Annotated in this window: 23 protein-coding genes; 15 read left to right on the top strand and 8 right to left on the bottom strand. The window is 68.7% G+C overall.

What is annotated here, in order from left to right:
* Window positions 1–57: 57 nt before the first annotated feature.
* The 3 genes from D6T64_RS07190 to D6T64_RS07180 all read left to right on the top strand — a co-directional run bounded on the left by D6T64_RS07190 (window position 58) and on the right by D6T64_RS07180 (window position 4,637).
* A complete protein-coding gene (locus tag D6T64_RS07190; protein WP_119973654.1) occupies window positions 58–2,112 on the top strand; it encodes a thioredoxin domain-containing protein in 2,055 nt (684 codons plus the stop codon).
* Window positions 2,109–2,477 carry a DUF488 domain-containing protein gene (locus tag D6T64_RS07185; RefSeq protein ID WP_119973652.1) on the top strand — a complete coding sequence of 123 codons (369 nt, stop codon included), beginning with the start codon at window positions 2,109–2,111 and terminating at the stop codon, window positions 2,475–2,477. Before D6T64_RS07190 ends, D6T64_RS07185 begins: the two co-directional genes overlap by 4 nt.
* A gap of 264 nt (window positions 2,478–2,741) precedes the next feature.
* Window positions 2,742–4,637 carry a stealth family protein gene (locus D6T64_RS07180; RefSeq protein ID WP_119973649.1) on the top strand — a complete coding sequence of 632 codons (1,896 nt, stop codon included), beginning with the start codon at window positions 2,742–2,744 and terminating at the stop codon, window positions 4,635–4,637.
* Here the strand turns inward: D6T64_RS07180 and D6T64_RS07175 are convergent.
* Entirely contained in the window at window positions 4,534–5,520 is a 987-nt protein-coding gene (locus tag D6T64_RS07175) for a phosphodiesterase (protein ID WP_233550902.1), read from the bottom strand. The genes D6T64_RS07180 and D6T64_RS07175 overlap by 104 nt on opposite strands.
* A gap of 228 nt (window positions 5,521–5,748) precedes the next feature.
* On the opposite strand from D6T64_RS07175, the gene D6T64_RS07170 reads away from it, so the two are divergent.
* From D6T64_RS07170 to D6T64_RS07150, 5 genes are all read left to right on the top strand, one after another.
* The gene (locus D6T64_RS07170) at window positions 5,749–6,669 is read left to right on the top strand and encodes an NADP-dependent oxidoreductase (RefSeq protein ID WP_119973645.1); all 921 of its coding nucleotides are present in this window, start codon (window positions 5,749–5,751) and stop codon (window positions 6,667–6,669) included.
* Between the two features lie 133 nt (window positions 6,670–6,802).
* On the top strand, window positions 6,803–7,642 hold the full coding sequence (locus tag D6T64_RS07165) for a phosphatase PAP2 family protein (RefSeq protein WP_119973642.1): 840 nt from the start codon (window positions 6,803–6,805) through the stop codon (window positions 7,640–7,642).
* Between the two features lie 93 nt (window positions 7,643–7,735).
* Window positions 7,736–9,085 carry a type III polyketide synthase gene (locus D6T64_RS23185; protein WP_233550900.1) on the top strand — a complete coding sequence of 450 codons (1,350 nt, stop codon included), beginning with the start codon at window positions 7,736–7,738 and terminating at the stop codon, window positions 9,083–9,085.
* 4 nt (window positions 9,086–9,089) lie between these two features.
* Window positions 9,090–9,884, top strand: a complete 795-nt coding sequence (locus D6T64_RS07155; RefSeq protein WP_325049780.1) for a class I SAM-dependent methyltransferase — start codon at window positions 9,090–9,092, stop codon at window positions 9,882–9,884.
* The gene (locus D6T64_RS07150; protein WP_233550898.1) at window positions 9,877–11,163 is read left to right on the top strand and encodes an FAD-dependent oxidoreductase; all 1,287 of its coding nucleotides are present in this window, start codon (window positions 9,877–9,879) and stop codon (window positions 11,161–11,163) included. Before D6T64_RS07155 ends, D6T64_RS07150 begins: the two co-directional genes overlap by 8 nt.
* A gap of 108 nt (window positions 11,164–11,271) precedes the next feature.
* Here the strand turns inward: D6T64_RS07150 and D6T64_RS07145 are convergent, their stop codons facing one another.
* Entirely contained in the window at window positions 11,272–11,775 is a 504-nt protein-coding gene (locus D6T64_RS07145; RefSeq protein WP_119973638.1) for a metallophosphoesterase family protein, read from the bottom strand.
* Window positions 11,776–11,985: 210 nt separating this feature from the next.
* Here D6T64_RS07145 and D6T64_RS23180 point away from each other — a divergent pair, with 210 nt between their 5' ends.
* Window positions 11,986–13,875: a DUF7059 domain-containing protein gene (locus D6T64_RS23180; protein ID WP_233550896.1), complete on the top strand. Its 1,890-nt coding sequence runs from the start codon at window positions 11,986–11,988 to the stop codon at window positions 13,873–13,875.
* Between the two features lie 241 nt (window positions 13,876–14,116).
* On the opposite strand, the gene D6T64_RS07135 is transcribed toward D6T64_RS23180, so the two are convergent.
* The 3 genes from D6T64_RS07135 to D6T64_RS07125 are packed head-to-tail and all read right to left on the bottom strand — an operon-like array spanning window position 14,117 to window position 16,280.
* Window positions 14,117–14,899 (bottom strand): hypothetical protein, encoded by a 783-nt coding sequence (locus D6T64_RS07135; protein ID WP_119973636.1) that lies wholly within the window; start codon window positions 14,897–14,899, stop codon window positions 14,117–14,119.
* Window positions 14,896–15,894, bottom strand: a complete 999-nt coding sequence (locus tag D6T64_RS07130; RefSeq protein WP_119973634.1) for an ABC transporter ATP-binding protein — start codon at window positions 15,892–15,894, stop codon at window positions 14,896–14,898. Before D6T64_RS07130 ends, D6T64_RS07135 begins: the two co-directional genes overlap by 4 nt.
* Window positions 15,891–16,280 (bottom strand): GntR family transcriptional regulator, encoded by a 390-nt coding sequence (locus tag D6T64_RS07125; RefSeq protein WP_119973632.1) that lies wholly within the window; start codon window positions 16,278–16,280, stop codon window positions 15,891–15,893. Before D6T64_RS07125 ends, D6T64_RS07130 begins: the two co-directional genes overlap by 4 nt.
* 143 nt (window positions 16,281–16,423) lie before the next feature.
* On the opposite strand from D6T64_RS07125, the gene D6T64_RS07120 reads away from it, so the two are divergent.
* A complete protein-coding gene (locus D6T64_RS07120) occupies window positions 16,424–17,899 on the top strand; it encodes a flavin monoamine oxidase family protein (protein ID WP_119973630.1) in 1,476 nt (491 codons plus the stop codon).
* On the opposite strand, the gene D6T64_RS07115 is transcribed toward D6T64_RS07120, so the two are convergent.
* Both D6T64_RS07115 and D6T64_RS07110 read right to left on the bottom strand, forming a co-directional pair.
* Window positions 17,865–18,623 carry a Pr6Pr family membrane protein gene (locus D6T64_RS07115; protein ID WP_147364500.1) on the bottom strand — a complete coding sequence of 253 codons (759 nt, stop codon included), beginning with the start codon at window positions 18,621–18,623 and terminating at the stop codon, window positions 17,865–17,867. The genes D6T64_RS07120 and D6T64_RS07115 overlap by 35 nt on opposite strands.
* Window positions 18,624–18,737: 114 nt before the next feature.
* Entirely contained in the window at window positions 18,738–19,760 is a 1,023-nt protein-coding gene (locus D6T64_RS07110; protein ID WP_119973625.1) for a LacI family DNA-binding transcriptional regulator, read from the bottom strand.
* A 179-nt stretch (window positions 19,761–19,939) separates the two neighbouring features.
* Between D6T64_RS07110 and D6T64_RS07105 the strand changes: the two genes are divergently transcribed.
* The 4 genes from D6T64_RS07105 to D6T64_RS07090 all read left to right on the top strand — a co-directional run bounded on the left by D6T64_RS07105 (window position 19,940) and on the right by D6T64_RS07090 (window position 25,351).
* Window positions 19,940–22,015, top strand: coding sequence for a beta-galactosidase (locus D6T64_RS07105; protein WP_119973623.1), 2,076 nt, complete (start codon window positions 19,940–19,942; stop codon window positions 22,013–22,015).
* Entirely contained in the window at window positions 22,012–22,959 is a 948-nt protein-coding gene (locus D6T64_RS07100) for a carbohydrate ABC transporter permease (protein WP_119973621.1), read from the top strand. Before D6T64_RS07105 ends, D6T64_RS07100 begins: the two co-directional genes overlap by 4 nt.
* Window positions 22,956–23,915 (top strand): carbohydrate ABC transporter permease, encoded by a 960-nt coding sequence (locus D6T64_RS07095; protein ID WP_119973618.1) that lies wholly within the window; start codon window positions 22,956–22,958, stop codon window positions 23,913–23,915. The genes D6T64_RS07100 and D6T64_RS07095 overlap by 4 nt, the downstream gene beginning before the upstream one ends.
* A gap of 101 nt (window positions 23,916–24,016) precedes the next feature.
* Entirely contained in the window at window positions 24,017–25,351 is a 1,335-nt protein-coding gene (locus D6T64_RS07090; protein ID WP_119973616.1) for an ABC transporter substrate-binding protein, read from the top strand.
* A gap of 152 nt (window positions 25,352–25,503) precedes the next feature.
* Here the strand turns inward: D6T64_RS07090 and D6T64_RS07085 are convergent, their stop codons facing one another.
* Window positions 25,504–25,794, bottom strand: a complete 291-nt coding sequence (locus D6T64_RS07085) for an acylphosphatase (RefSeq protein WP_119973614.1) — start codon at window positions 25,792–25,794, stop codon at window positions 25,504–25,506.
* Between the two features lie 110 nt (window positions 25,795–25,904).
* On the opposite strand from D6T64_RS07085, the gene rraA reads away from it, so the two are divergent.
* Window positions 25,905–26,372, top strand: a complete 468-nt coding sequence (gene rraA / locus D6T64_RS07080) for a ribonuclease E activity regulator RraA (RefSeq protein WP_119973612.1) — start codon at window positions 25,905–25,907, stop codon at window positions 26,370–26,372.
* The last annotated feature ends 74 nt before the right edge of the window (window positions 26,373–26,446 follow it).

Here is a 26,446-nt window from a genome sequence, read left to right as displayed (position 1 = left end):
CGACGCAAGGGGGCGACAGATGCGAAATCGTGACCCATGAGCGGGCACAATGAGGGTATGAGCAATCGCCTCGCCGACGCCATCAGCCCGTATCTGCGCTCGCACGCGGAGAACCCCGTTGACTGGCATTCGTGGGGTCCGGAGGCGTTCGCCGAGGCCGGCGCCCGCGACGTTCCGGTGCTCGTCTCCATCGGCTACTCCACCTGTCACTGGTGCCACGTGATGGCCCGGGAGAGCTTCAGCGACCCGGTGCTCGCGGCGTACCTGAACGCCCATTTCGTGAGCATCAAGGTCGACCGGGAAGAGCATCCCGACGTTGATGCGAGCTATCTGGCCGCCGCCAGCGCCTTCGTGGAGGGTCTCGGCTGGCCGCTCAACGTTTTCGTCACCCCCGAGGGACAGGCCTTTCACGCGGGAACATATTTTCCACCGCTTCCCATCGCCGCGCAGGGATCGGGCGGGGGCGGGCATCCGTCGTTCCGCATGGTGCTCGAAGCGGTGACGGATGCCTGGACTACCCGCCGCGCGGCCGTCACCGCCGGTGCCGCCCAGGTCGCGGGCGCGCTCACCGAATCGTCAGAGCAGCTCGCCCGCACCAACCCGCTGCCCGATTCGGCCGCCTTGGCCGCGGCCGTCGCCGAGCTCGCCGCCTACGAGGACGACCTGTTCGGCGGTTTCGGGGGCGCGCCGAAGTTTCCCGTGGCACCAGCCCTCGGCTTTCTGCTCGACCAGCCGACCGGGCGGGCGCTCGCCCTGCGCACGCTGAAACGCATGGGGGCTTCGCCGCTGCGCGACCCCGTCGAGGGCGGGTTCTTTCGCTACGCCGTGAACCGTGACTGGAGCGACCCGCACTACGAACGCATGCTCTACGACAACGCCCAGCTGCTCGAGTTGTACACGCGGGCCTTCACCCTGACCTCCGAACCGTGGGCACGCTTGGTCGCCGAGGGCATCGCCGGGTTTCTGCTGGCGGTGCTGCAGCTGCCGGATGGGGGATTCGCCAGCGCGCAGGACTCCGAGAGCACCGTCGCCGGCCAACGCGTCGAGGGCGGCTATTACGCCCTCGACGTCGAGGCCCGCCGCAGCGAGGCCCCACCCGCCCTCGACGACAAGGTACTCACCGGCTGGAACGGGCTCGCGATCGGGGCCCTGGCCCGGGTCGGCTTCGCCTTCGACGTTCCCCCTTACACGAATGCCGCCCGTCGCGCCGCCGACTATCTGCTGGAGAAGCACCTGCGCGCCGATGGCACCCTCGTGCGCGCCTCCGTCAGCGGCCGCCCGTCCGCCGCACAGGCCACGCTGGAGGACTACGGGATGTGTGCACGGGGCCTCCTTGAACTCGCGGCTGCGACGGGAGAGGTGCGCTATGCGCTGGTCGGTCGCGACCTCATAGACGGCACGCTACGCGCACCCTCCGACACTGCCGGCGGCGTCGCAGGGGAGCGGGAGGCGACCGATGCGAACACCCTGGCGGTAGCGACGCCCCCGTTCCACGCGCCGAACGGGCCCGATCCGGTGTTGCGCGGGCAGGGCCTCGTCGTCTCGGTGGATCCGTCGGAGGGGGCGTACCCCTCCGGGCTGACGGCCACGGCCGACGCCAGCCGCCTGCTCTACCTGCTCACCGCCGACACGCGGTATCGCGACGCCGCCGTCACCGCCCTCGGCCCGGTGGCCGGTCTCGCGCCTGCCCGCCCACTCGCTTTCGGTGCGTCGCTGCGGCTCATGGCCACCCTGACCGGCGCGGCCGAGCAGCTCGTCATCGTCAGCCCGGATCCCCGCCCCGACGACCCCGACCACCCCGACGGCCCCGACCGTCGGGATCCCCGCCCCGATTCCGGTCGGTCCGTCGCCCCCGCCACGGATTCGCTGCTCGCGGCCGTGCGTCGACGACCGGCGGGGCTCGTCGCATCCGTCACCGACGGCCAGGCGCGCGCCTTCGCGTCCGCCGGATTCGACCTGTTCGCCGGCCGCAGTGCCATCGGTGGACGACCCACTGCCTACGTCTGCCGCGACTTCACCTGCCGGCTGCCCGTCACCGACCCGGCCGACCTCGCCGCGGCGGCTGTTCCTGCGGCGGCCGGCACAGCGCCCGCCGGCACGGTCACCGAATGAGCGTCACGATCAAGCGCGCCTACGAGGCCGCGAGTGAGGCCGACGGATGCCGCGTGCTGGTCGATCGACTCTGGCCGCGCGGCGTGAGCAAGGCCACCGCGCACCTGGATTCCTGGCCGAAAGACGTGGCGCCTTCACCGGACCTGCGCACCTGGTGGAAGCACGACCCCGACCGCCTCGACGACTTCACCGCCCGGTACCGGGCCGAACTGGACGGCTCGCCCCAGACCGTAGCGGCCGTCGCCGACCTGCGTGACCTGATTCGGGACAACACCGCACGGGGAATCACGACGACGCTCGTCTACGGGGCGAAAGACCCGCACGTGAACCACGCCCGCATCCTCGCCGCGTACCTCGCCGAATAGGGCGTCGAGCAGCGCGGCCCGGCGTGTACCCGATGCCCACCCGACGGCGATCAGGGTCGACCGAGCCGCGGGCCACAGCTCGGGCGATTCGTTCTTCTCGCCGGGCGGCGGCGGGGCGGTAGACTGCAGGGAGCGCCACCGCGTTCCGCCGGCTGCTCTCGCACCCGGTTCACGGGGCGCTGGGCCGGTGATACCGGACGCACTCCCCCTGGGCATAGCGTGTGGTTGCCTCGTGATCGAGTGTTCCAGATTTCGAGGAGGACCATGGCAACACTTGACCGTCCGAACGCCGAGCCGGACGCGCAGACCAGCGCCAACAGCCCCACCGTCACGACCGACACCACCAGCACCATCGACACCGCCGACCTGGACAACGTCGATATTGCCGACAGCGCCTACAGCTTCTCCTACGACATCGCCCCGGACGTCGTGGCCGCCGCCATCGGCGAGGATTTCACCGACGAGGTCAGCCTCGATTCCGGCCTGATTCCGACACTCCCGCTCAGTCCCGAGCCCGAACTCGTGCTCGTCACGCCCGACGCGCGCACCCGCCGCTTCGACCGCGAGGACCTCGTCGTGCGCAAGGGCGAGATCGCCCTCATCAACGGGCACTTCACCCCGCACGAATCGATGGTCAAAGACCTCCTCGCCGTGCACGATGCCCTGACGAATGCGGGCATCGACTTTCTCCTGGTGCGCGGCGACCATAACAGGCCCGTCATCGCCGTCGACCGCAAACGCCGCAAACAGCTCACCCGCGTGCTCGCCGCCGCGTTCGCCAACGAACCCTTCTACGCCAAGCCCGTCGACGGACCGCCCGCGCCGCCGTTCCTGCTGGCCGACGGCGAACTGTCGACGCACAAGAAGGCATCCGTTTTTCGCGTGTACCGCCCGCGAATCGAACCGATCGGCCGGCTGCGCTACGGCGCCCAAACCGCTTTTCAGTTCGAACTCTGGCGCTTCGGTGAAGAAGAGATCATCGCCCCGGTCGAAAACGCGCTGATGCGCACCCGGTTGCCGCGCTCCGAGGCTCGCGAGACGACCATCGAGCTCTACGGCCGCACCTGGCTCACGCTGCAGAACATGTTCGACGACCTCGCCAGCGACGTCTCCTTCGACATCGACCTCGTGTTCTCCTGGGTCGACGGCACGTCGAGCGATTTTCAGATCGAACGCGCCAAGCGGATGCAGGACTACGTGGTCGGCGACGGCGACGACTCCGATGCGCGCTTCCGCCAGATCGACGAACTCAAGTACGCCCTGCGCAGCGTGTACATGTTCGCCCCCTGGATTCGCCGGATCTTCATCGCCACGGATTCGCCGGCCCCGATCTGGCTTGCCGACCACCCGCGAGTCACGATCATGCGCAGCGAGGACTTCTTCGCCGACCCGACCGTGCTGCCGACCCACAACTCGCACGCCGTGGAGAGCCAGCTGCACAACATTCCCGGGCTCGCCGAGCACTTTTTGTATTCCAACGACGACATGTTCTTCGGGCGTCCGGTCGGCCCGGAACTGTTCTTCTCTCCCGGCGGCGTCACCAAGTTCGTCGAGGCACGCACCCGGATCGGCCTCGGCGAGAACGATCCGACCCGCAGCGGCTTCGAGAACGCGGCGCGCGTCAACCGTGCCCTGCTGCGCGGCCGCTTCGGAAAGGTCACCACGCGCCACCTCGAGCACACGCCCGCGCCGATGCGCAAGAGCGTGATGCGCGAACTGGAGGGCGTCTTTCCCGAGGACTTCGCCCGCACGGCGGCCAGCCGGTTCCGGTCGGCGACCGACATCTCCGTCACCAACTCGCTGTATCACTACTACGGGCTGATGACCGGGCACGCGGTCGCCCAGACCCAGGTGCGCTCCCTCTACGTCGAGACGACCCTGAAGGCGGCCCTGCGCCAGATGAACCGGCTGCGCAAGCGCCGCGACCAGGACATGTTCTGCCTCAACGACGGCAGCAACCCGGAGATCTCCGACGAGGTGCGCCGCGCCGCCGTCACCGAGTTTCTCGAACTGTACTTTCCGATCGTCGCCCCGTGGGAGCGCGCTGGCGCAGCGACTAGTGCAGAACCGGGATCGGCGTGGTCATTGGCGGCTCTTGCCATGCAGGCTGAGTACCCGACGGCCCAGTACCCGACGGCCCCGCTTCCGACGGCTCGATAACGATGCCCGAGGCGGCGAGGCGCCTCGTCGTCTCGGCGGCATCGATGTAGTCGAGTGACGGGAAGGTTCCGAGCGGCACGACCGAGTGCAGCACGGTGCCCGCGTAGACGTGCACGAGGTTGAACGCGCGGGCGCCGTCGCGGCCGAGGGTGCCGCCGACGGGAACGTTGAGGTCCTGCGTGTAGCAGGTGGCCGACGCGACCGACACCGGGATGCCGGCGAAAGTCGAGAATGACGAGTAGTGCAGGTGTCCGGCGATGATGCTGCGCACATCCGTTCCCCGCAGAACCTGTGCGAGACGATCCTGGTCGCGCAGTTCCACGGCGACGGCGAGGTCGAGCACGCTCGGCACCGGCGGGTGGTGCAGGGCGAGAATGGTGCCGTCGGGTGCGGGGGTGCTGAGCTCGCCCGCCAGCCAGAGAAGCTGGCGGTCGGAGATCGCGCCGTAGTGGTGGCCGGGAACCGAGGTGTCCAGGGTGATGATGCGCAGACCGTTGATCTCGTGTACCTGGTCGATCGGGCTGGTCTGGTCGATGGGCGTGGCCCCGAGTTGCGCCGGCAGCAGCGCGGTGCGGAAGGCGGAACGGTCGTCGTGGTTGCCCATCACCCAGATGACCTGGGCCCCGAGGCGTTCGGCGACCGGTTCGACCATTCGGCGCAGCAGGTCGTAGGCTCCCGGTTCGCCCTTGTCGGCGAGGTCGCCGGTGAAGACGATCGCCTCGGGGCGGGCACCGGATGCCTCGACCTCGGCGAAGAGTTCGGCCAGATGGGCCTCAACGTCCACACTGCCGTAGAGGCGATTGCCCCCGGCGAGGAGGTGCGTATCGCTGAGGTGGAGCAGGAAATGGTCCGGCCGGGGGTATTCGGCCGTTCGAATGCTCACGGAGCTTTCCATTCGTTCGGAGGTGCGCAACTGGTGCACGCACTCTCGGTACCAATCCATTGGACCAGATGATCTTGAACAACGCATGTACGCCACGCAACTATTGCACATTCGTGAGAAATCGCATCCGTTCGTATCGAAATAGGTGCGCATTTACCGGTAGGTGGGGGTTTCGGCGTTGTGCGCTGCGTTGTTCTCGGGGACGGCGCCAAGTCCTAGGCTGGCGCTATGGCACGCTACGTACGCATCGATGAATTTGGTGGTCCACGAGTGCTGCGCATCGAACACGATGAGCAGCCCCAGGCGGCACGCGGCGAGGTGAGGGTGCGCGTGCACGCTGCCGGCCTGAATCCGGTCGACTGGAAGATCTTCAAGGGCGGGCCGGCCGCCGCGACCTACAACGCCGTTCCGCCCTGCGGCAACGGCAACGATTTCTCCGGGCTCATCGACGAGGTCGGCGCGGGCGTCACCGGCTTCGCGGTCGGCGACGCGGTCTTCGGCGGCAAACGGATGCACGCCCAGGCCGACTGGGTCGTCATCGATGCGAGCCGGATCATCCGTAAACCCGCTGGCCTCTCGTTCGAACAGGCGGGCAGCCTCGACATCGCCGGCCGCACGGCGTGGGCGAGCGTGCGTTCGCTCGGCCTCACCGGCGCCGACTCCGTGCTCGTCAGCGCCGCCGCCGGCGGGGTGGGCGTGCTGGCCAGCCAGCTCGCCCTGCGCAGCGGTGCGACCGTCGTCGGCACCGCGAGCGAGGCCAACCACGACTTTCTCCGCGGGCTCGGCGTGATTCCGGTCGCCTACGGCGAGGGCCTGCTCGACCGGCTGCGTCAGGCGGCACCGAAATACACCGCCGCGCTCGACAACAGCGGTCCGATCACGATCGACGTGGCCTTGAAGCTCGGTGTTCCGGGACCGCGCATCAACACGATTGCCGCGCGGGGCCACCGAGCGGACATGGGCATCACCGGAATCGGCGGCGTCGAAGCCAAACTGGGCGACCTCGCCGAGCTCGCCGACCTCATCGCCCGCGGTGACGTGGTGCTGCCCATCGACCGGGTGTTCACGCTCGAGCAGGTGCGGGAAGCCTATGAATACTTGATGACCGGGCACGCGCGGGGCAAGGTTGTGCTCGCCGTCAACCCGTGATCGTGCGGGGGCGCCTGCCGCGTGATCCCGCATTTCGAGGACGACTGATCGACTGCACGGCACCCAGCGGGCGCCCGGCGCGTGCCGGCATTCTCACCGGGACTTCTCAGAGGAGGTTGTGCGAAGCTGGAATATGCGCACCACTTCGTCGGCTCGGCCGCTGGCCTATCTCGGCGGTGCCGTGCTGCTCGCGGTCGTCTTCGCCGCCCTGTATGTGGTGTTCGTGCGCACGATCACGGGCCAGGTCGCCGACCAGCTTTCGTACGACGGCGCCGAGAACGGATGGCGCAGCGTCACCCCGTTCACCCGTCGCCTGCTCGATGCGGTGCCGATGGTGTCCGTCGTGATCGGGCTCGTGCTGACCGGGATCATCACCCTCGTGCGTCGCAACTGGGCCACCCTGATCGTGGCCCTCGCCGCTGCCGGTGCGGCCACGGTCTCGGCGCAGATCCTGAAATATGTCATTTTGGATCGGCCCGACCTCGACGTGATCGGCTACGCGGGAAACTCATTCCCGTCGGGGCATACGACGGTGGCGGCGGCGTCCGCCCTCGTCGTCTTCCTGGTCGCGAGCCCGCGCACCCGGCCGATCATCGCGGCCGCCGGCACGAGTTTTGCGATCGCAGCGGGGGTCGCCACCCTGGCCAACCAGTGGCACCGGCCGAGCGACGTGGTCGCCGCACTGCTGGTCGTCGCCTTCTGGGGGTGCCTCGCCGGCGTCGTGCTGTCCGTGCGGGCCCGGGCAGCGCACGCGGTCGCGAGCGTCGGAACGCGCGCGCGGGCCCCGCGCTGGTGGCTGTGGCTCGTGCCGATCGTGGGGCTGACCGGGCTGAGCCTCGCCGTGACGGTGCTGCGGGCATCCGCTGACTCACCGGGCATGCTCGTGGCCTACGTCGGCGGCGTTGTCGGCATCGTCGGTGTCGGGCTGGTTCTCGCGTTCGCCGGAACGCGGTTGTTCGCCCGACTTCCGTAAGGGTCCTGCATGGGGCCTGACCGGCACATTAGCTGGGTGGGAGATTGGTGGGAAACCCTGTTGCCCGACGAGGGGTGCGTGCGACACTGGGGCATGGCCGTCACGCTGAGATCATTGCAGACCGCAGTTCCTCCGACAGTACTGATTCAGGAGCAGGTGCGCGACGTCTTCGCCGCGCAGCCCGGCCTCACCCGCCTGGCCCAGCGCATCGTCGCCACCTCGTTCAACGTGTCCGGCATCGACACCCGGCATACGGTGATCGACGAGCTCACCCTCGATGCCACCGGTAGCGACCCCCAGTTCTTCGATCCCAGTGAGCAGCGGTTGCTGATTCCCAGCACCCGGGTGCGCAACGAGCTCTACATCGTCGAAGCCACCAAGCTTTTCGTCGAGGCCGGCCGCAAGGCCCTCGAGGCCTGCCCGGGCGTGACCGCCGCCGACGTGACCCACGTAGTCACCGTCTCGTGCACCGGCTTCTACGCCCCCGGGCCGGACTACATGCTCGTGCGGGAACTGGGCCTCAGCCCCGCGACCCAGCGCTACCACCTCGGATTCATGGGCTGCTACGCCTCGATGCCGGCCCTGCGCACGGCGAAACAGTTCGTCGAGGCCGACCCGAACGCCGTGGTGCTCGTCGTGAGCGCCGAACTCTGCTCACTGCACCTGCGCACCTCCAACGATCCCGACACGATCGTGGCCTCCTCGTTGTTCTCCGACGGCGCCGCCGCCGGCATTGTGAGCGCGCGCCCCCTCGCTCTCGGGGAACGCGGGTTGAACCTGGACCTGTTCGAGACGGTGATCACGCCCGTCGGCGAGGGCGATATGGCGTGGAAAATTGGCGACGAGGGTTTCGAGATGGTGTTGAGCACCTATGTGCCGCACATCATCGACGAACACATCGAGGGGGCGCTCGCGCCGCTGTTCGCCCGCGATGCGGCCCTGTCGGCGGTGCTCGGGGCAGTCGGCGAGACGGCCGCCCTCGAAGCCGACCTCGACCTCGCTCTTGGCCTCGACCTCGCTGTCGACCGTGACGCCACAGAGTCGACCCGGCCCGCGCGGCCCGGGCGAACGGTGACCGCGGATGCGACGAGTGCCGACACCGAGACGGGCGCCGGGGCATCCGTCGCCACATTGCAGGCGCCGTTGGAGGTACTGCCGGCGCCGGTGTCGACGGCGATCGCGCACTGGGCGATTCACCCGGGCGGCCGCAGCATCCTCGACAAGACCGAAGCGAAGCTTGGGCTCAGCGAGGCGCAGCTCGTGCCGTCGCGGGAGACGCTGCGCAAGCACGGCAACATGTCGAGCGCGACGATCCTGTTCGTGATGAAGGAGATCCTTGAGGCGCCGGCCACCGCCGACGGGGAACGCGTGTGCGCGATGGCGTTCGGGCCCGGTCTCACGGTCGAGTCCGGGCTGATGACCGTCGCCGTGGGTATCGGCTAGCAGCGTGGCCCCGCTGCTGCGCAGTCCGGTGCTGCGTGTTCCGGTGCTGCGTGTTCCCGTGCTGCGCACCCGGGCGATCGACGCGGTCGAGATCATGGACGGCGACTGCGACCCCGAGAAGCTCGACCGCACCTACGCCGATTTTCCCGTCGTGAACCGCGTCGTGTCGGGGTGGCGCGGCATGTATCGCCGCAGCATCCGCCCCGGGTTGTCGACGACCCGGCCGAGCACCCTGCTCGATATCGGGTCCGGCGGCGGCGACGTGTCGCGCTGCCTGGCTCGCTGGGCGGCGCGCGACGGGCTGCGGCTCGAGGTGACGGCAATCGATCCCGACCCGCGGGCGCACGCGTGGGCGTCGGCGCAACCGGCCGTTGCGGGCCTCACGTTTCGGCGGGCGCTCAGCTCTGAGCTGGTCGCGGAGGGCGCCCGCTTCGACTTCGTGGTGTCGAACCACATTCTGCATCACCTGAACGCCGCCGAGCTGCAGGGCGTGCTCGCCGACTCGCAGGCGCTCGCCCGTTGCGGCGCACTGCACGCCGACATCGCCCGCGGCCGGCTGGCGTACCTCGGGTTCTCGCTCGGCACCTGGCCGTTTTTTCGCCGTTCGTACATTCGTGCCGACGGGCTGACCTCGATTCGGCGCAGCTTCACCGCTCGGGAGTTGCGGGCGGTCGCGCCGCCGGGCTGGCGCGTGCGCCGGGCGCATCCGTACCGGCTGGAGCTGCGCTGGCGCGCGCCGCAAGCCTCGACGTCCGCCGCGGCAACGGGCGCGGCGCCCGATGTGCGACCGGATGCGTGACGGAATGCGTGACGGGATGCGCGACGTGATCGTGGTCGGCGGTGGGCCGGTCGGCATGATGCTGGCGTGCCTGCTCGCTGCGGAGGGCCTCGACGTCGAGGTGCTCGAGCGGCGCACGGAGCCGTCGATGAGGTCCAGAGCCATTGGCATCCACCCGCCGTCGCTGCGGGCCCTGGCCCGCATCGGCGTCGCCGACGCGCTGATCGAACGTGCCGTACAGATCGAGGACGGGGTCGTTGAGTGCGACCGGCACCGGCTCGGACGCATGGAGTTCACTCGGGTGGGAGCCGAGTATCCGTTCGTGGCTGCGTTGCCGCAGTACGAGACCGAGGCGCTCCTTCGGCAACGGTTCGACCAACTGGCGCCGGGCCGGGTGCGTGGGGGCGCAATCGTCACGGGCGTGCGCGACGCCGGCGACCACGTCGACGTCGACGTCGACGTCGACGTGCGGGAGGCACCGGCGGCGCCCGGCCGCACCGCGCAGCCTACCGAAGTGCCCACCGGCACCGCGCAGCCCACCGAAGTGCCGACCGGCACCGTGCAGGCCCGGTACGTGGTGGGCGCGGACGGCGCGCGCAGCGTCGTGCGTGCGGCCGCGGGCATCCGCTTCACGAAATACGGCCCGCCCGCGACCTACCTGATGGGCGATTTCGACACGGAACCTCTCGCGAGTGAGCAATATATGCACCAAAACGGCGCGGGAAGTGCAAAAACTGCTCACTCGCGGGCCGTGCTGTATTTCGAGCGCGGGGGAGTGGTCGAGTCGTTCCCGCTGCCGGGTGGGCGCCGGCGTTGGGTCGCGATGACCGATCGGCTGTCGCCGGGGGCGTCGAGCGCCGACCTGGCCGGCATCATCCGCTGGCGAACGGGTGTGGATGTGGGCGTGCCCCTCGGCCCGGCGAGTGCGTTCGCCGTGCAGCAGCACCTCGCCGCGCGCCTGGTGGCGGGACGGATCGCGCTGGTCGGCGATGCCGCCCACGAGATCAGCCCGATCGGCGGGCAGGGCATGAACCTCGGCTGGCTCGACGCGGTGCAGCTCGCGCCAGCGCTGCGGCGCGCGATTCGCGAGACGGATGCCGCACCATCCGCTCTCGAAACCTACGACCGTCGCCGACGGCGCACCGCGCGCACGGCCGCCGTGCAGGCCGGCTTCAACATGGCGATGGGCCGCCCCCGGACCGGTGCGCTTCTGGCCGCCCGCAACGCGCTCGTGCGTTCACTCGCCGCGCCGCCGGCGAGTGCCCTCGTCGCGCGCGCGTTCACTATGCGCTGGCTCTGACCCGCTGGTGAACCGGTGGTTGTGGCGAAAACAGGAAGGATCGTGCGACACGCCGCGATTCATCCGGTTTTCGAGCGGCCAGCCGTCATCCGGTTTTCGTCACGGGCGCTAGCGTTCGATGGGCACCAGGGTGAGGTCGCGCAGGGTGCCGGCGTCGGCCACTGCGGTCAGGAACGTGCCCGTGGGCTGCCGGCGACGATCTGTGGGCGACCCTGGGTTCAGCAGGCGCAGCCCGCTCGGCGCGGTTGTGTCCCACGGAATGTGGCTGTGTCCGAAGACGAGTACCTCCGCGTCGGGAAAGAGGCCCGAAGCGCGCGTCTCCCGCCCGGTGGCCGGCCCGGTTTCGTGGATCATCGCGAAGCGGATGCCCTCAATCGTCTCCCGCGCGACCTCCGGCAGCCGGGCGCGCAGAGCGGCCCCGTCATTGTTGCCGAACACCCCGACCACCCATGCGGCGCGGGCTTCGAGCTCGTCGAGCAGGTCGACGCTGACCCAATCCCCGGCGTGGAACACGACATCGGCGGCCTCGACGGCGTCCCATACGGCTTCGGGCAGGGCCGGTGCGCGGGTGGGCAGGTGGGTGTCGGCGAGAAACAGCATCCGTGTGCTCATCGTGGGCCTTTCTGGCGTGGCTGGTCGTCCGTGGCGGGAGGCCGCGCGGCATAACTCCTGCTCGTTGCCCAGAATGCGCGTGCCTACCCACGAATTTAGGCCGGGTTGGCATGAATTGCAGGAGTTGTGCCGCGGCGACGCCGGACGCGAGTGCCGCGACTGCCACGACGGTCGGATCTTTCGGGGGCCGACGTCGGGTTTAATTGGGGAGTGACTTCCGTACTGATCGCCCGGCTCCGCTCCGACCTTGCCGCCGCCAACTTCAGCGTGACGGCCCTGACCGGGTTGTGGGGCGTCGAAGCGGATGCCGCCCTGCAGCGCAACCAGCGCGTTCCGGCCCGGCGCGGCCTGGCCGCCCTGCAGGCCAAACTCGGCCGCGTTGAACCCTCGGCGACCCTCGCCGAGCTGTTCGTACTCGGGCTGTCCGTCGCCCAGGCCGACCTGGCCGCGGCGCTCCCGACGCTGACGGTCGCCGGCGCCGAAGAACTCGGACTCGTCTCCGCCGGCGTTCCCGTCGGCGCTGTGGCCGCCGGTACCAACCCGTCGGGTGCCGCGGAACTCGGTCTGGTGACCTCGCTCGTCCCCGCCGGTGCCAAACCTTCCGGTGCCAAACCTTCCGGTGCCGATCCTTCCGGTGCCGAAATCGACTCCGCTGAACTCCCCGCCTCAGCACCGTTTGCGCCAGCCCGGGTGCGCCCGCTCGTCGAGCTGCGCCCGTACAGCTTTCTCGACGAGTTCGGGGCCGACAGCTGGTGGATCGTGAGCGACCTCGGCGAGCTGGCGCTCGGGCGTCCGCTCGGCGAGAGCCATGTGCTCGGGATCGGCGGCGCGAGCCGCACCCTCAGCGGCCTGATCATGCCGACCCCGGCTGGCCGGGTGCTCGACCTCGGCACCGGATGCGGCATCCAGGCCATGCACGCCTCCCGCCACGCCGAGCACGTCGTCGCGACCGACATCTCCGAGCGGGCCCTCGAACTCGCCGCCCTGAACGCGGCGCTGAACGGCATTGACACGATCGAGTTTCGCCTCGGTAGCCTCTTCGAGCCGGTCGCCGGCGAGCGGTTCGACCACATCATCTCCAACCCGCCGTTCGTGATCACCCCGCGCACGCCGGGCGTGCCGAGCTACGAGTACCGCGACGGCGGAATGGTCGGCGACGCCCTCGTCGAGGCCGTCGTGCGCGGAGCGGCCGCCCACCTGAACCCCGGCGGCGTCGCGCAGCTGCTCGGCAACTGGGAATACCGCGCCGCCGCGCCCGCCGCAGCCGGTGTCGAGGCCGGGCCCACGGCATCCGTCACCGACGCGTTCGCCCGCCTCGAATCCTGGCTCGACGCCCCCGCGGCGCCCGGCCCCGTACCATTCGACGGAGATGCGCCCGCAGAACGGCCCGCATCGGCCCGAACCACCGAATATGACCGGTCAACTCCGTCGAATGGTACAGAGCCGGCGGATGCACCGCCGCTCGACGCGTGGGTCATCGAACGCGAGGTGCAGCTGCCGTCCGAGTACGCCGAGACCTGGATCCGCGACGGCGGCACCCGCCCCGGCCCCGACTTCGACCGCCTCTACACGGCCTGGCTCGACGACTTCGCGGCCCGCGGCGTGACCCGCGTCGGCTTCGGCTACCTGCTGCTGCGTCTCCCCGCCACTCCGGACGGGCACGTGGGAACGGCCGGGGCCAGCACCCTGCGCCGCCTCGAACGCCTGCCCGACGCCCTCGGCCACAACCCGACCGGGCTCGGCTCCCACCTCGCGGCGTGCCTGGCCGCCCACGACTGGCAGGCGGCGATGGACGACGCCCGCCTGTTGCGCGCGCACCTCACCGTGGCGAGCGATGTCACCGAGGAGCGGCACTTCTGGCCCGGCCAGGACGACCCGACCCTGATGACCCTGCACCAGGGCGGTGGCTTCGGCCGGAAGGTGGCCCTCGACACGGCGCTCGCCGCGCTGATCGGCGCCTGCGACGGCGACCTGAACGTGGGCGCGATCATCGGGGCGCTCGCCCAGCTGCTCGACGCCGATGAGGGTGACCTCAGCGCCGAGCTGCTGCCGCGGGTGCGGGAGCTGCTCGACGACGGCTTTCTGCTGCCGCCCGCCTAGACGCCTCGGGTGCGGGAACGGTCCTCGATTTTTCGAGTCCCGACGGTGGCCAATTCACCGTGGCCAATTTCACCGTGGGGCCAATTCACTGGGGCCAATTCAGGAAATTCAAGTGGTCGCGACCGGCGCGCCGCCTGACCAGTGCGACGGCAGGGCGGCAGGCCGTGGGGTCCTCCTGAATTCGCCACGGGGTGGCCGCTGAGTCAGCAACGGCGTGGCGCGCCGGCAGCCGAGCTCGGCGCTAGTTCTTGGGAGTGGCGCGGCGCAGCGCCAGGAACCCGCCGACCCCCGCGATCGCGGCCGGGATGAGCAGCCAGCCGAAGATGCCAGCGATTCCCTGGGCCCCGAACCAGACGGAGACCGGAATCCAGTTGCTCGTGAAGGTGATCACCGTGACCGTGGCCACGATCAGCAGCACGAGGGAGCTCCAGAACACGAGCATGCCGGGCATGCGCCAGCGCATGTAGATCGTCGCGACGGATGCCCCGACGAAGAACACGAGCAGCTGCATCACGAAGAACGAGAACAGGTCGACCCAGAAGCCCTCGAGCCCGAGCCAGAGGGCGTTGAACATATACGTGTCGATCCACCAGCCTTCGGTGACCTGCTCCAACTGGGTGAGCACCGCGAAGGCGATGGCGTTGCCGGCCGAGATGAGTACAAAGAGCAGGGCAGTGCCGAGGTAGAAGTCCCGCCGGGTCACCCCGTAGCCGAGTGCGAGCGGAAAGCCGAACGAGATCGCCTGCACGCCGACCACGACGAGGTACCATTGCGGGCTCATCACGGCCCAGCTGTAGCGCTGGCCCTCGATGGCGTCGGCCGTGCCGAGGCCGCCGGTGGTGAAGCCGATGATCTGAGCGATGAAGACCGTCACGATGAAGGCCATGCCCACGATCAGCCACGGAATACCGATGTAGGTGCGGCGGTCGACGAGGTGCAGGCGCACCACGTTCCAGATGCGGGTCGCGGCGGACCGCGGACGAGCGGATGCTGCGGTTTCGGTAAAACCATCGATGAGGGTCATGCGCGTGTGCTCCAGGCATCGGTCTTGCTCGTGTTGTCGGTCTCGGCGCCGATCGTTCGGCTGGTCGTGTCAGTGCGGCCGGAGCCCCGGAAGTCGGCAGTGCCGGTGCCGGCCCCGGCCCGGCTCGTCGTGCACTGCACGATCAGCTGCTGCAGGGACACCGGCGACAGCTCGAGGCCCGCTGCGCGTGCGACGTGCTGTTCGGACTCGGTGAGCCCGGTGACCGTCACCGAGGCGAGTCCTCCGATGCCATCTCGGGAAATGATGTCGCGGCCGGCGACGAAGGCATCGACATCCGTTCTCTTGCCGACGACGGTGCTCGCGCTGCCGCGCAGGTCATCGGCGTCCTGGTCCATCAGGATGCGGCCCTCGTCGACCACCAGAACGTGTTCGAGCAGGCTGCTGACCTCGTCGATCAGGTGCGTCGAGAGAATGACGGTGCGCGGATGCTCGGTGTAGTCCTCGAGCAGGCGATCGTAGAAGATCTGCCGGGCTACCGCGTCGAGGCCGAGGTAGGGCTCGTCGAAGAAGGTCAGCGGGGCGCGCGAGGCGAGGCCGACGATCACGCCGACCGCTGAGAGCTGCCCGCGGGAGAGCTTCTTGATCGGTCGGTTCAGCGGCAGGCGAAAGTCCTCGATCAGCCGGTCGGCGAAGGCTGCGTCCCAGTTGGCGAAGAACCACGGCGCGCTCGCGAGCACGTGATCGGCTCGAAAGCTGTCGGGGTACTTCTGGCTCTCCTTGATGAAGCAGACCTGCTGCAGCACGCGGGCGTTTTCGACCGGGGACTCCCCGAACACCTGCACGGTGCCGCTCGTGGCGAACTGCTGCCCGGTGAGCAACTGCATGATAGTGGTCTTGCCGGCGCCGTTGCGGCCGAGCAGCCCGTAGATCTTGTTGGCGTGCACGCTGAAGCTGACGTCGTCGATCGCGGTGACCTTGCCGTAGCGCTTGGTCAGGCCGTCGACGCGCACGACGGGGGATGCTGTGCCGATCATGAGCGAATCGCCTCTTCCTGAATGTGGGTTTCGGTGGGAGTGTCGCGCACCATCTCCGCGACCTGCTCCGGGGTGATGCCGAGTTTGGCGGCCTCACCGAGCAGCGGGGCGACGAACTTCGCCCGGAACTGTTCGGTGCGGGCCCCGATGAGCCTGGCGCGAGCGCCCGTTGCGACGAACATGCCGATACCTCGCCTCTTGTAGAGAATTCCGTCGTCGACCAGTCGGTTGACGCCCTTTCCGGCGGTCGCCGGGTTGATGCGGTAGAACGCGGCGAACTCGTTGGTCGAGGGCACCGGGCTCTCCTCGGCGATCGCGCCGTCGAGAATGTCATTCTCGATCTGTTCCGCGATCTGCAGGAAGATCGGCTTGCCCGAATCGATCACCGCGGGCCCGCCCGGTTCGCTGGTTGGTTGGTCATGTAACTAACTAACTACCATGCGCAGCGGATGTCAACCCCGGCTCCCACAATTCGCCGCGCCGCCGCCCCGGCTGCCCGGCCTGCCCCACCCTGAGGTAGCCTGAACGCATGGACCGGGCCGCATTCACCCGCCGCACGCTGCTGCTCGGCACGGCCTCCGGCCTCTCGGTGTTCGCGCTCGCCGCCTGCACGACCGCGCAGCCCCAGCCCACGCCATCCGTCACCGGAACGCCGACGCCCACCCTGGTGCCACAGCCGCTGAGCATGCGACGCACCGACTGGGCCGGCGACGCCTTCGCCCGCGGATCCTTCAGCTACCCCGCCGTCGGTGCCACCCCTGAACATCGCGCCGCGCTGCGTGAACCCGTCTCTGATCGGGTCTTCTTTGCCGGCGAAGCGACCGCGACCGATGAACCGGGCACCGTGCAGGGCGCCCGCGAGTCCGGCCTGCGGGCCGGCGCCGAGGTCGTGGCGCTCGCCGACGACACCGAGCGCATCGCCGTCATCGGCGCCGGCATGGCCGGACTGTCCGCCGCCCGGCTGCTCGTCGACGCGGGCTTCGACGTGATCGTGATCGAGGCCCGAGACCGCACGGGGGGTCGCATCGACACCGTGACGGATGCCGATTGGCCGTTCCCGATCGAGCTCGGCCCGAGCTTCATCCGCTCGAGCGCGACCACCGACCTCGACGAACAGCTGACCGTGTTGGGCGCGGCGAGCGTGGAATTCACCACTCAGGCCGAGGTCCGCACCCGAGCCGGCGCCGTCGTCGACCTCGACCCCGTCGGCGCCGAGGGCATGGCGGCGGCACTCGCCTGGGCCGCCGACCAGGCCAGGGACGTGTCGGTCGAGCGGGCGATCGTCGATTCCGGCAACGGCACCCTCTCGACGACCGTCGCGGACACCGGCGTCTCCCCGGCCGACTGGCTCGACCACGACCTCGCCACCGGCCTCAAGGTCGACACCGGCGCGGGCCCCGGGGAAGTCTCGGCCTGGTACGCGCCCGGCGCCCCGGCCCTCTCCGATTCCGACGCGAGCGCCGACTCCGGGACCGACTCCGGGACCGACGCGACGCCGCCCGCCCCGCGCCTCGTGCTCGGAGGCTTTCGCACCCTGCTCGACGACCTCGCCGCCGACATCGACGTCGTCACCTCCAACGTCGTCACGCTCGTCGCCTACGACGACAACGGTGTCAGCCTGCGGCTCGGCGCCGGCGAATCGATGTCCGTCGATCGCGTGATCGTCACCATCCCGCTCGGCGTGCTGCAGGACGAAGCCCTCGAATTCTCCCCGGCGCTGCCGTTCGCGCATCGCGGGGCGATCGCCGCGCTCGGCATGGGCGTTCTCGACAAGGTCTGGCTGCGATTCGAGGAGCCGTTCTGGACGACGGACGCCCCGCTCTGGACCATCGTCGGCGGCGACCCGGACTTTCCGGTCTGGGTGAACCTGCTGCCGCTCACCGGGGAGCCAGTGCTCATGGGAGTGGTGGCGGCCGAAAATGCCGACCGGCTCGCATCCGTCACCGACGAGGACTTTCTGGTTGCCGCGCTCAGCGCACTCGAACCTTTCCTGGCCGCTCCGTAGCCGTCGCCGTCGGCGCATCACGGGGTGCGTCACCGGGTGTGTTCGGGGTGGTGGCGGCGCGCACGCGGCCGCTGCGCTGGCCGAGAACGCTCATGCGTGGGTGAAAGCGGTGTGGTTTCATGCGGGTCGCCGCGGTGAGCAGCGCCGCGATCCCGGTGATGATGACGACGATCAGCACGTAGTAGATGAAGGTTTCGAGCGGGCCGCTGACCAGCCGGGCGTCGAGGAAAAAGTACGGGTACCAGCCGATCAGGTCGCCGCGGACCAGCGTGAAGATCAGCCAGAAAACCGGAAAGACCAGCACGAGTCCGAGGTTCTTCCAGGGCAGGCGGGCCTTGTCCGGGTCGACGAACCAGTCGATGACCGCGAGGGCGGGAATCCAGAAGTGCAAAATCTGGCTCGACCACGGGATTGAAACGGCGTAGGCGACGTTGGCCGGCTGAAACGTGATGAGGGCATAGACGACCCCGGAGACCAGGATGTAGGTCGTGACGCTGACCCGCAGCATGTCGAGCCAGACCGGATCCGTCTCGGTGCGCAGCGCCCGCAGGCCGGCCAGCAGAAACACCACACAGCCGACGATGCCGCTCTGCACGGTGAAATAGCCGAAGTAATAGCTGATGTAGAAGCCCGCCACCCCGAGGGTGAAGATGAAATACCCGATCAGGGCCGTGAGCGAGAGGGCAGAGAGCAGCAGGCGCGCCACACCAAATGATCTGCGCACTCGTTCTCCTTGTCCGGCTCCGACCGAATGCTCGCGCGTGGTCCTGCGACTACGCTACGCCAGCGGTCGCTCCGATTGCGCGCCCACACAGGCTCTGCGGAACCTCCGCCGAACCTAGGCGGAGGCGCGCCAGACGATGGGAGTGTGCAGCAAGAGGCCGCCGACGGGGGTCGCCTCGCCGCGCAGCTGCTGCAAGACGAGTTCGGCCGCCCCGGCGCCCAGGCCGGATGCGGGCTGGTGCACCGTCGAGAGCGGCGGCTGGGTGCGCCGGGCCCAGGCGCTGTCGTCGAAACCCACCACGCCGACGTCGCCGGGCACGCTGCGGCCCGCGTCGCGCAGGGCTTCGAGGGCACCGGCGGCCACGGCGTCCGAGGCGGCGAAGACCCCGTCGATGTCGGGGGAGCGGTGCAACAGCTCGCGCATGCCCTCGACCCCGGCCGCGTAGGCGTAGAGCGGCACGCTCGCAACCAGGGCCGGGTCAAAACGCTCACCCAGGGCGTCGGTGAAGCCCGCAAGGCGGTCGGCGCCCGAATCGCGGTCGAGTGCGGCCGCGATCATGCCCACCCGCTGGCGACCGGTGGCGAGCAGGCGTTCGGTGAGGTCACGTGCCGAGCGACGATTGTCGATGCCGACAAACGGCAGGTCACGCAAATCCGGCGGATGCCCGACGAAGGCGGTCGGCAGGCCCAACTTCTCGACGACCCGCGTGATTGGATCGTGTTGGCGTGCTGACACGATGATGACCCCGTCGACGAAGCCGCCGCTGAGGTATCGGGCCACCCGTGCGGTGTCCCGTTCGGAGTCGATGATGAGGCAGACCATCTGGTAGTCGGCGTCGGAGAGCGCCGTGTTGGCGCCGAGCAGGATCTCGCCGATATTGGGATCTTCGAGGAACAGGGAGTGTGGTTCGTGCACGATGAAGCCCACCGCCTGGGACCGCTGCATGACCAGGCTGCGGGCGGCATTGTTGGGCACGTAGCCGACCTTCTCGATCGCGGCTTCGATGGCGGCGCGGGCGCTCGCCGAGACGTAGGGCTCGTCGTTGACCACCCGACTCACGGTGCCGCGCGAGACGCCGGCCTCGACGGCCACATCGTGAATCGTGGCACGCTTTCGCCGGGCCGGAACGCTCACCATCGGATCCCCATTTATCGACTGTATCGAACCGGAGCCTTGACACGGGCACCGGCGTCTGAATAATCTGTGTACGTTCACAGAAACTCAATGAGGAGTTCTGCTCCCCATTCTGTGCACGTTCACAGAAATCGCCTGACGCGGCCGAGACAGCATCGGCGCAAGACCTCAACGGGGAGCACATGACCATCCACGCCAGCACCCGGACCGCACCGACGGTGCCCGACGTCGCGCCGTCCGCCGAGGCACTCCCGGTCTTCGTGCACCCCGGCATCGCCTACGGCTGTGACTACAATCCGGAGCAGTGGAGCCCGGAGCTCTGGCCCGAAGACGTGAGGCTCATGCGTGAGGCCGGTGTCGACCTCGTCGCCATCAACATCTTCGGCTGGGCACAGCTCGAGCCGCGAGACGGGGTCTTCGACTTCTCCGCGCTCGACGCGATCATCGAACTGCTGCACGCGGGCGGCATCCGCATCAACCTCGGCACCGGCACGTCGTCCGCTCCGCCGTGGCTCACCACCCGCCACCCCGAAATCCTCCCGGTAGCGGATGATGGCACCCGGCGTTTTCCCGGTGGTCGCCAGGCCTGGTGCCCCAGCTCGCCGGTCTTTCGGGAGCGCGCTTTCGCGCTCGTGCAGCGGGTCGCCGAACGCTACGGGCAGCATCCGGCCATTGCCCTCTGGCACGTCTCCAACGAACTCGGCTGCCACAACGCGCTCTGCTACTGCGACGCTTCGGCGGAGTCGTTCCGACGCTGGCTGCAGGTGCGCTACGGCACCATCTCCGCCCTCAATGCAGCGTGGGGCACCTTCTTCTGGAGCCAGGCCTACAGCGACTGGGCCGAAATCCTGCCACCGCTGCGCACCCTGTCCAGCCGCAACCCGGGCCAGGTGCTCGACTTCCACCGCTTCAGCTCTGACGAACTGCTCGACTACTACCGCGGCGAACGCGACCTCATCCGCCGCCACAGCACGGTGCCGGTGACGACCAATTTCATGGTCACCGCGCACATCCAGAACCTGGATTACTGGAGCTGGGCGCCCGAGATGGACATCGTGGCCAACGACCACTACCTCGACCACCGCCTGGCCGACCCGACCACCGAGCTGGCCTTCTCGGCCGACCTGACCCGCGGGCTCGCCGGCGGAGCCCCCTGGCTGCTGATGGAACAGTCCACCGGCGCCGTCAACTGGCAGCCGCACAACCTCGCCAAGGCCCCCGGCGAGATGGCCCGCAACTCCCTCGCCCATGTGGCGCGCGGGGCAGAAGCGGTGTGCTTCTTCCAGTGGCGGGCATCCGTGCAGGGGTCGGAGAAGTTCCACTCCGCCCTGCTGCCGCACGCCGGAACCGACACCGCCCTCTGGCGCGAGGTCGTCGACCTGGGTGCCACGCTGAACCGGCTCGACGAGATCGTCGGCACGGTCGTCGAAGCCGACGTCGCGCTGATCTTCAGCTGGCCGGCCTGGTGGTCGGGCGACGGAGAGTCCCGGCCCTCCCACGAGGTGCACTACCTCGAGCAGGTGCACGCCGCCTACACCGCCCTGCACCAGCTGGGCCACACCGTCGACATCGTCTCGCCCGACTCCGATCTCCGCGGCTACCGGCTCGTGATCGCTCCGAACCTGTACCTGGTATCCGATCGGCAAGCGGCGCACCTCGCCGACTACGTCGCCGCCGGCGGCCATGCCGTCGTCACCTTCTTCAGCGGCATCGTCGACGACGACGACCGGGTGCGGCTCGGCGGGTATCCGGGGGCGTTTCGCGACCTGCTCGGCATCACGGTCGAAGAATTCGCCCCGTTGCTGCCCGGCGAGAGCGTCACCCTCGACTCCGGTGCCGGTGCGACCCTCTGGACCGAACGGCTGCGCACCACCAGTGCTGGCGTGCTGGCCCGGTACACGGATGGCCCGCTGCCGGGCGTGCCCGCCATCACCCGCAATGAGCACGGTGCCGGCGCCGCCTGGTACCTGGCGACCGCCCTCGCCCCCGAGGCCCTGCGCGACACCCTGCGCACCGTCGCTGCCGGCGCCGACCTGGTGGCGATCGGCCCGGAAAGCGACGGCAGCCTCGAGGTCGTGCGTCGCCGCGCGCCGGGCGGAAGCGTCGGACCGAGCTACCTCTTCGTGATCAACCACGGCGACCAACCGGTCTCCGTGCCCGCCCGCGGCTTCGAGCTCGTCACCGGCAGCCCGGCCAGCCCCACCATCAGCGTTCCGGCCGGAGCCGTGCGCGTCATCAGAGAGGACCCACCCGCATGAGCGCTTCCGTCGATCTGGCCCCCACGCCCCGAGCGGATGCTCCGCCGCGGCCCGCGAAGAAGCGCAAGGGGGCGCGCACCCGGGTGCAGCATCCGCTCGCTATCATCATCTTCGTGGTGCCCTTCGGCATCTTGTTCACGCTGTTCTACCTGGTGCCGATCGGATACGCGATCTATCAGTCGCTGCTCGTCATCGAACGGGAGGGCACCTTCGGTGAGGCCCGCGAGGTGTTCGGCGGGCTGACACAGTACGTGCTGGTGTTCCAGAACGGGCCGTTCTGGGAATCCATCGCTCGGGTGCTGACCTTCGGCGCGGTGCAGGTGCCGATCATGCTCGGCCTCGCCCTGATCTTCGCGCTGCTGCTGGATTCTCCGTTGCTGCGCGGCAAGCGCTTCTTTCGCCTCGCGTTCTTCGTGCCGTACGCGGTGCCGGGCGTCATCGCGGCCATCATGTGGGGCTTTCTCTACTCGCCGAGCCTGTCACCGTTCAGCGCGGTCACGAGCAACATCAACTTTCTGTCGGCCGACCTCGTGCTGTGGGCCATCGCCAACGTGGTGACCTGGGTCTTCGTGGGCTACAACATGCTCATCATCTACTCCTCGCTGCTCGCCATTCCCGCCGAACTCTACGAGGCCGCGCGCCTCGACGGTGCCGGGCAGCTGCGCATCGCCTGGTCGATCAAGATCCCCCTCATCCTGCCGGCGATCACCCTCACCGCGATCTTCTCCATCATCGGAACCCTGCAGCTGCTCGCCGAACCGCAGGTGTTCCGCAGCTTCAGCAGTGCCGTCACGAGCACCTTCACCCCGAACCTCACCGTGTACTCGACTTCCTCGATCCCGAACTTCAACCTGGCGGCCGCATTCTCCGTGGTGCTGGCCCTTGCCACGTTCATCCTCTCGTTCGCGTTCCTGAAGTTCACCCAGCGAAAGGACGAGAAATGAGCCGCGTCGCCCCCACCCCGCCCCGGGACACAGCGGTCGTCGATACCGCGCCCGCCGCGCAGCCGCCGAGCGGTCGCATCCGTCGCCCGCAGCAGGGTCAGCCCCGAGCCCGCGGGCCGCGCGAGAGCGTACTCTCCCGGGTGAGCGCCATGACGGTCATGGCCGTCTTCACGCTCTACTTCCTGGTGCCGATCTGGTGGCTCTTCGTCGCCGGCACCAAGAGCAGCACCCAGTTCACAAGCACCAACCCACTCTGGTTCGCTGATTTCAACCTGATCGAGAACGTGACCAACCTGGTCACCTACCGCGACGGCGTCTACCTGCGGTGGATGCTCAACAGCGTCGCCTACGCCGGCGGCGGCGCCCTGATCGCCACGATCCTCGCCGCGATGTGCGGCTATGCGCTCGCCAAGTACCGTTTTCCCGGCCGGGAAACGCTGTTCAACGTCGTGCTCGGCGGGGTGCTCGTTCCCGCCACGGCCCTTGCCCTGCCGCTGTTTCTGATCTTCAGCCAGATCAACCTCACCAACACGTTCTGGTCGGTCTTCCTGCCGAGTCTGGTCAGCCCGTTCGGCGTCTACCTCGCCCGGATCTACGCGGCGGCGAGCGTGCCCGACGAGCTGATCGAGGCGGCCCGCCTCGACGGCGCCGGTGAGGTGCGCACCTTCTTCACCGTATCGGTGCGGCTGATGACCCCCGCGCTGGTGACGGTGTTCCTCTTTCAGTTCGTGGCGATCTGGAACAACTTCTTCCTGCCGCTCGTCATGCTGCGCGACGAGACGTTCTTTCCCGTCACCCTCGGCCTGTACGCCTGGAACTCCCAGGTCAACCAGATTCCCGAGCTGCGCGGCTACGTGCTCATCGGCGCGCTGCTGTCGATCATCCCGCTCATCATCACCTTCCTGCTGCTGCAGCGCTTCTGGCGCAACGGCCTCGGTGCCGGAAGCGTCAAATGAGCCCACCACTCCACCCCGTCCGACCCATCCCTGCACCAGTCCCTGCACCACATGAGGCACAACATCGTGCCTCACATCACCCTCCCGAGAAAAGGATCACCATGTCCCGTACGAAACGAGCGGTCGTCGTTGCCCTGCTCACCGCATCGACCGTCGCCCTTGTCGGTTGCTCGACCGGCGGTTCCTCCGCCAGCGGCGACGCCGACGCGGCCGCCTGTGAACCGTCGACCGGTCAGGTCGACCTCACGTTCACGTCCTGGATCCCCGGCATCGAAGACGTCGTCGATGTCTGGAACGAGGCCAACCCCGACATCCAGGTCGCCGTGCAGACCGGGCCGAACGGCAACGGTGGCACCTACCAGAACTTCTTCAACCAGCTCAAGGCCGGCAACGCGCCCGACCTCGGCCAGATCGAGTACGACGCCCTGCCCAATTTCCGGGTGCAGAACGGCCTGACCAACCTCGCCGCCTGCGACGGAGTGCTCGATGCACAGAGCGACTTCGTGGACTGGACCTGGGGCCAGGTCAACTTTGGCGAAGACGATGCCGTCTATGCCATCCCGCAGGACTCGGGCCCAATGGCGATGTTCTACCGCTCGGACCTCTTCGCCGCGAACAACATCGCCGTGCCCACCACCTGGGAGGAATACGCGGTAGCCGCCGAACAGGTTCGCGCGACCGGTGCCTACATCACGAACTTCTCGCAGAGCGATATCAACCAGTTTGCCGGGCTTGTCTGGCAAGCCGGGGGCAGCTGGTTCGAGAACGACGGCACCGACTGGACCGTCGACCTCACGAGCGACGCGTCCGTGAAGGTGGCCGATTACTGGCAGGACCTGATCGACCGCGACCTCGTCTCGACCAACCCGCCGTGGACCACCGAGTGGGACAACGCCTACAACACCGGAGCGGCGTGGACCTGGGATTCCGCGGCCTGGGGTGCCAACTCGATCGCCAGCGGTGCGCCCGACACGGCCGGCAAGTGGTCGGTCGCGCCGAGCCCGCAGTGGGAAGCCGGCGATGACTCCAGCGGAAACTGGGGCGGCTCGTCCACCGCCGTCTTCACCGGCTCAGAGCACCCCTATGAGGCCGCCCAGTTCGCGCTGTGGCTGAACACGTCCGACGAGTCGCTCACCATGCTCAACGAGTCCGCCAACCTGTACCCGGCGGCCAAGGAGGGCCTGAACCTGCCCGTACTCAAGGAGGGCGTGGAATTCTACGGTGGCCAGCCCATCTACGACGTCTTCGCGGAAGCCTCGAGCACCGTCTCGCCGGACTTCGTCTGGGGACCGACCATGACGCAGACCTACAACGACGTGTCTGACGGTTTCAAGGCCGCAGTCACCGGTCAGGGCACCCTGCTTGAGGCGCTCACGAGCGGCCAGACGTCGACGATCGACGCCCTCAAGGCGCAGTCGATCCCCGTCAAGGAATAGCGCCCTGTACCGACAGTGCTGACAGAATCAACCCGTGCCGCAGGCACCCGGCTCACACTGGGTGCCCGCGGCACGGGCCTGTCGTGGCTGCGGACCTGCCCTCGCTGCGGACCTGCCCTCGCTGCGGACCCGTCGTCGCTCCGGAGGGACGGTCAGTCGCCGCCGCGAACCCGAAACTGCGTGTCGAATTCGAGCGGGGCATCCGTCACCGCCACGGAATCGACGACCGCCCAGGGCGGGCCGGTCGCCAGCCAGTCGAGCATTCGGGCGACGGATGCCGCGGCACCCTCCACCTGCGCCTCCACGCTGCCGTCGGCGTGGTTCTGAACGAACCCGCTGACCCCGATCTTCTCGGCCTCGGCCTGCGCATAGTACCGAAACCCGACGCCCTGCACCTGGCCGCGCACGATCACTCGCTTTCGCTGCGTCTGTTCCGGCTGCATGCCTCCCATTGTGCCCGGCTTCTGCGCGCGTGGCCCGATTCGCTAGTCTGGGCAGCAGACCCACCCGTTCGACCACGCATCGCCCGCAGACCCATTTCGAGGAGCACCACATGACGATCATGACCGCCGATCTCTATGACGAACGCGGAGACGACCTCGCCTCCGTCAGCCTGCAGTTCCAGTCGCTCGGCGGCCAGGCCCGCTTCAGCGGACCGATCCGCACCGTCACCTGCTTCGAAGACAACGCGCGCCTGAAGGCGCTGCTCTCCACCCCCGGCGCCGGCGCCGTGCTCGTCATCGACGGTGGCGGCTCGCTGAACAGCGCGCTCATGGGCGACATGATCGCCGACCTCGCCGTCGCCAACGGATGGGCCGGCGTGGTCATCAACGGCGCCATCCGTGACCGCGTGGCGATCAGCACCATGCCGCTCGGCGTGAAAGCCCTCGGCAGCAACCCTCGCAAGAGCACGAAGACCGGCTCCGGCACCACCGACGACGAGGTCGAATTCGGCGGAGTGCGCTTCATTCCCGGCCACACCATCTTCTGCGACGAAGACGGCATCCTCGTCGAACGCTAGCCGGCCGGTAAGCGGCTGTGCCCCGCGTGGTGCAGGTCGCGCAACGGCTGCGTGGCGCAGTTGCCGCGCTGCGG

The organism is Cryobacterium melibiosiphilum (assembly GCF_003602235.1).
GTDB lineage: Bacteria > Actinomycetota > Actinomycetes > Actinomycetales > Microbacteriaceae > Cryobacterium > Cryobacterium melibiosiphilum.
Note: the sequence above shows the minus strand (reverse complement) of the source record. Positions and strands in the feature narration are given on the sequence as shown.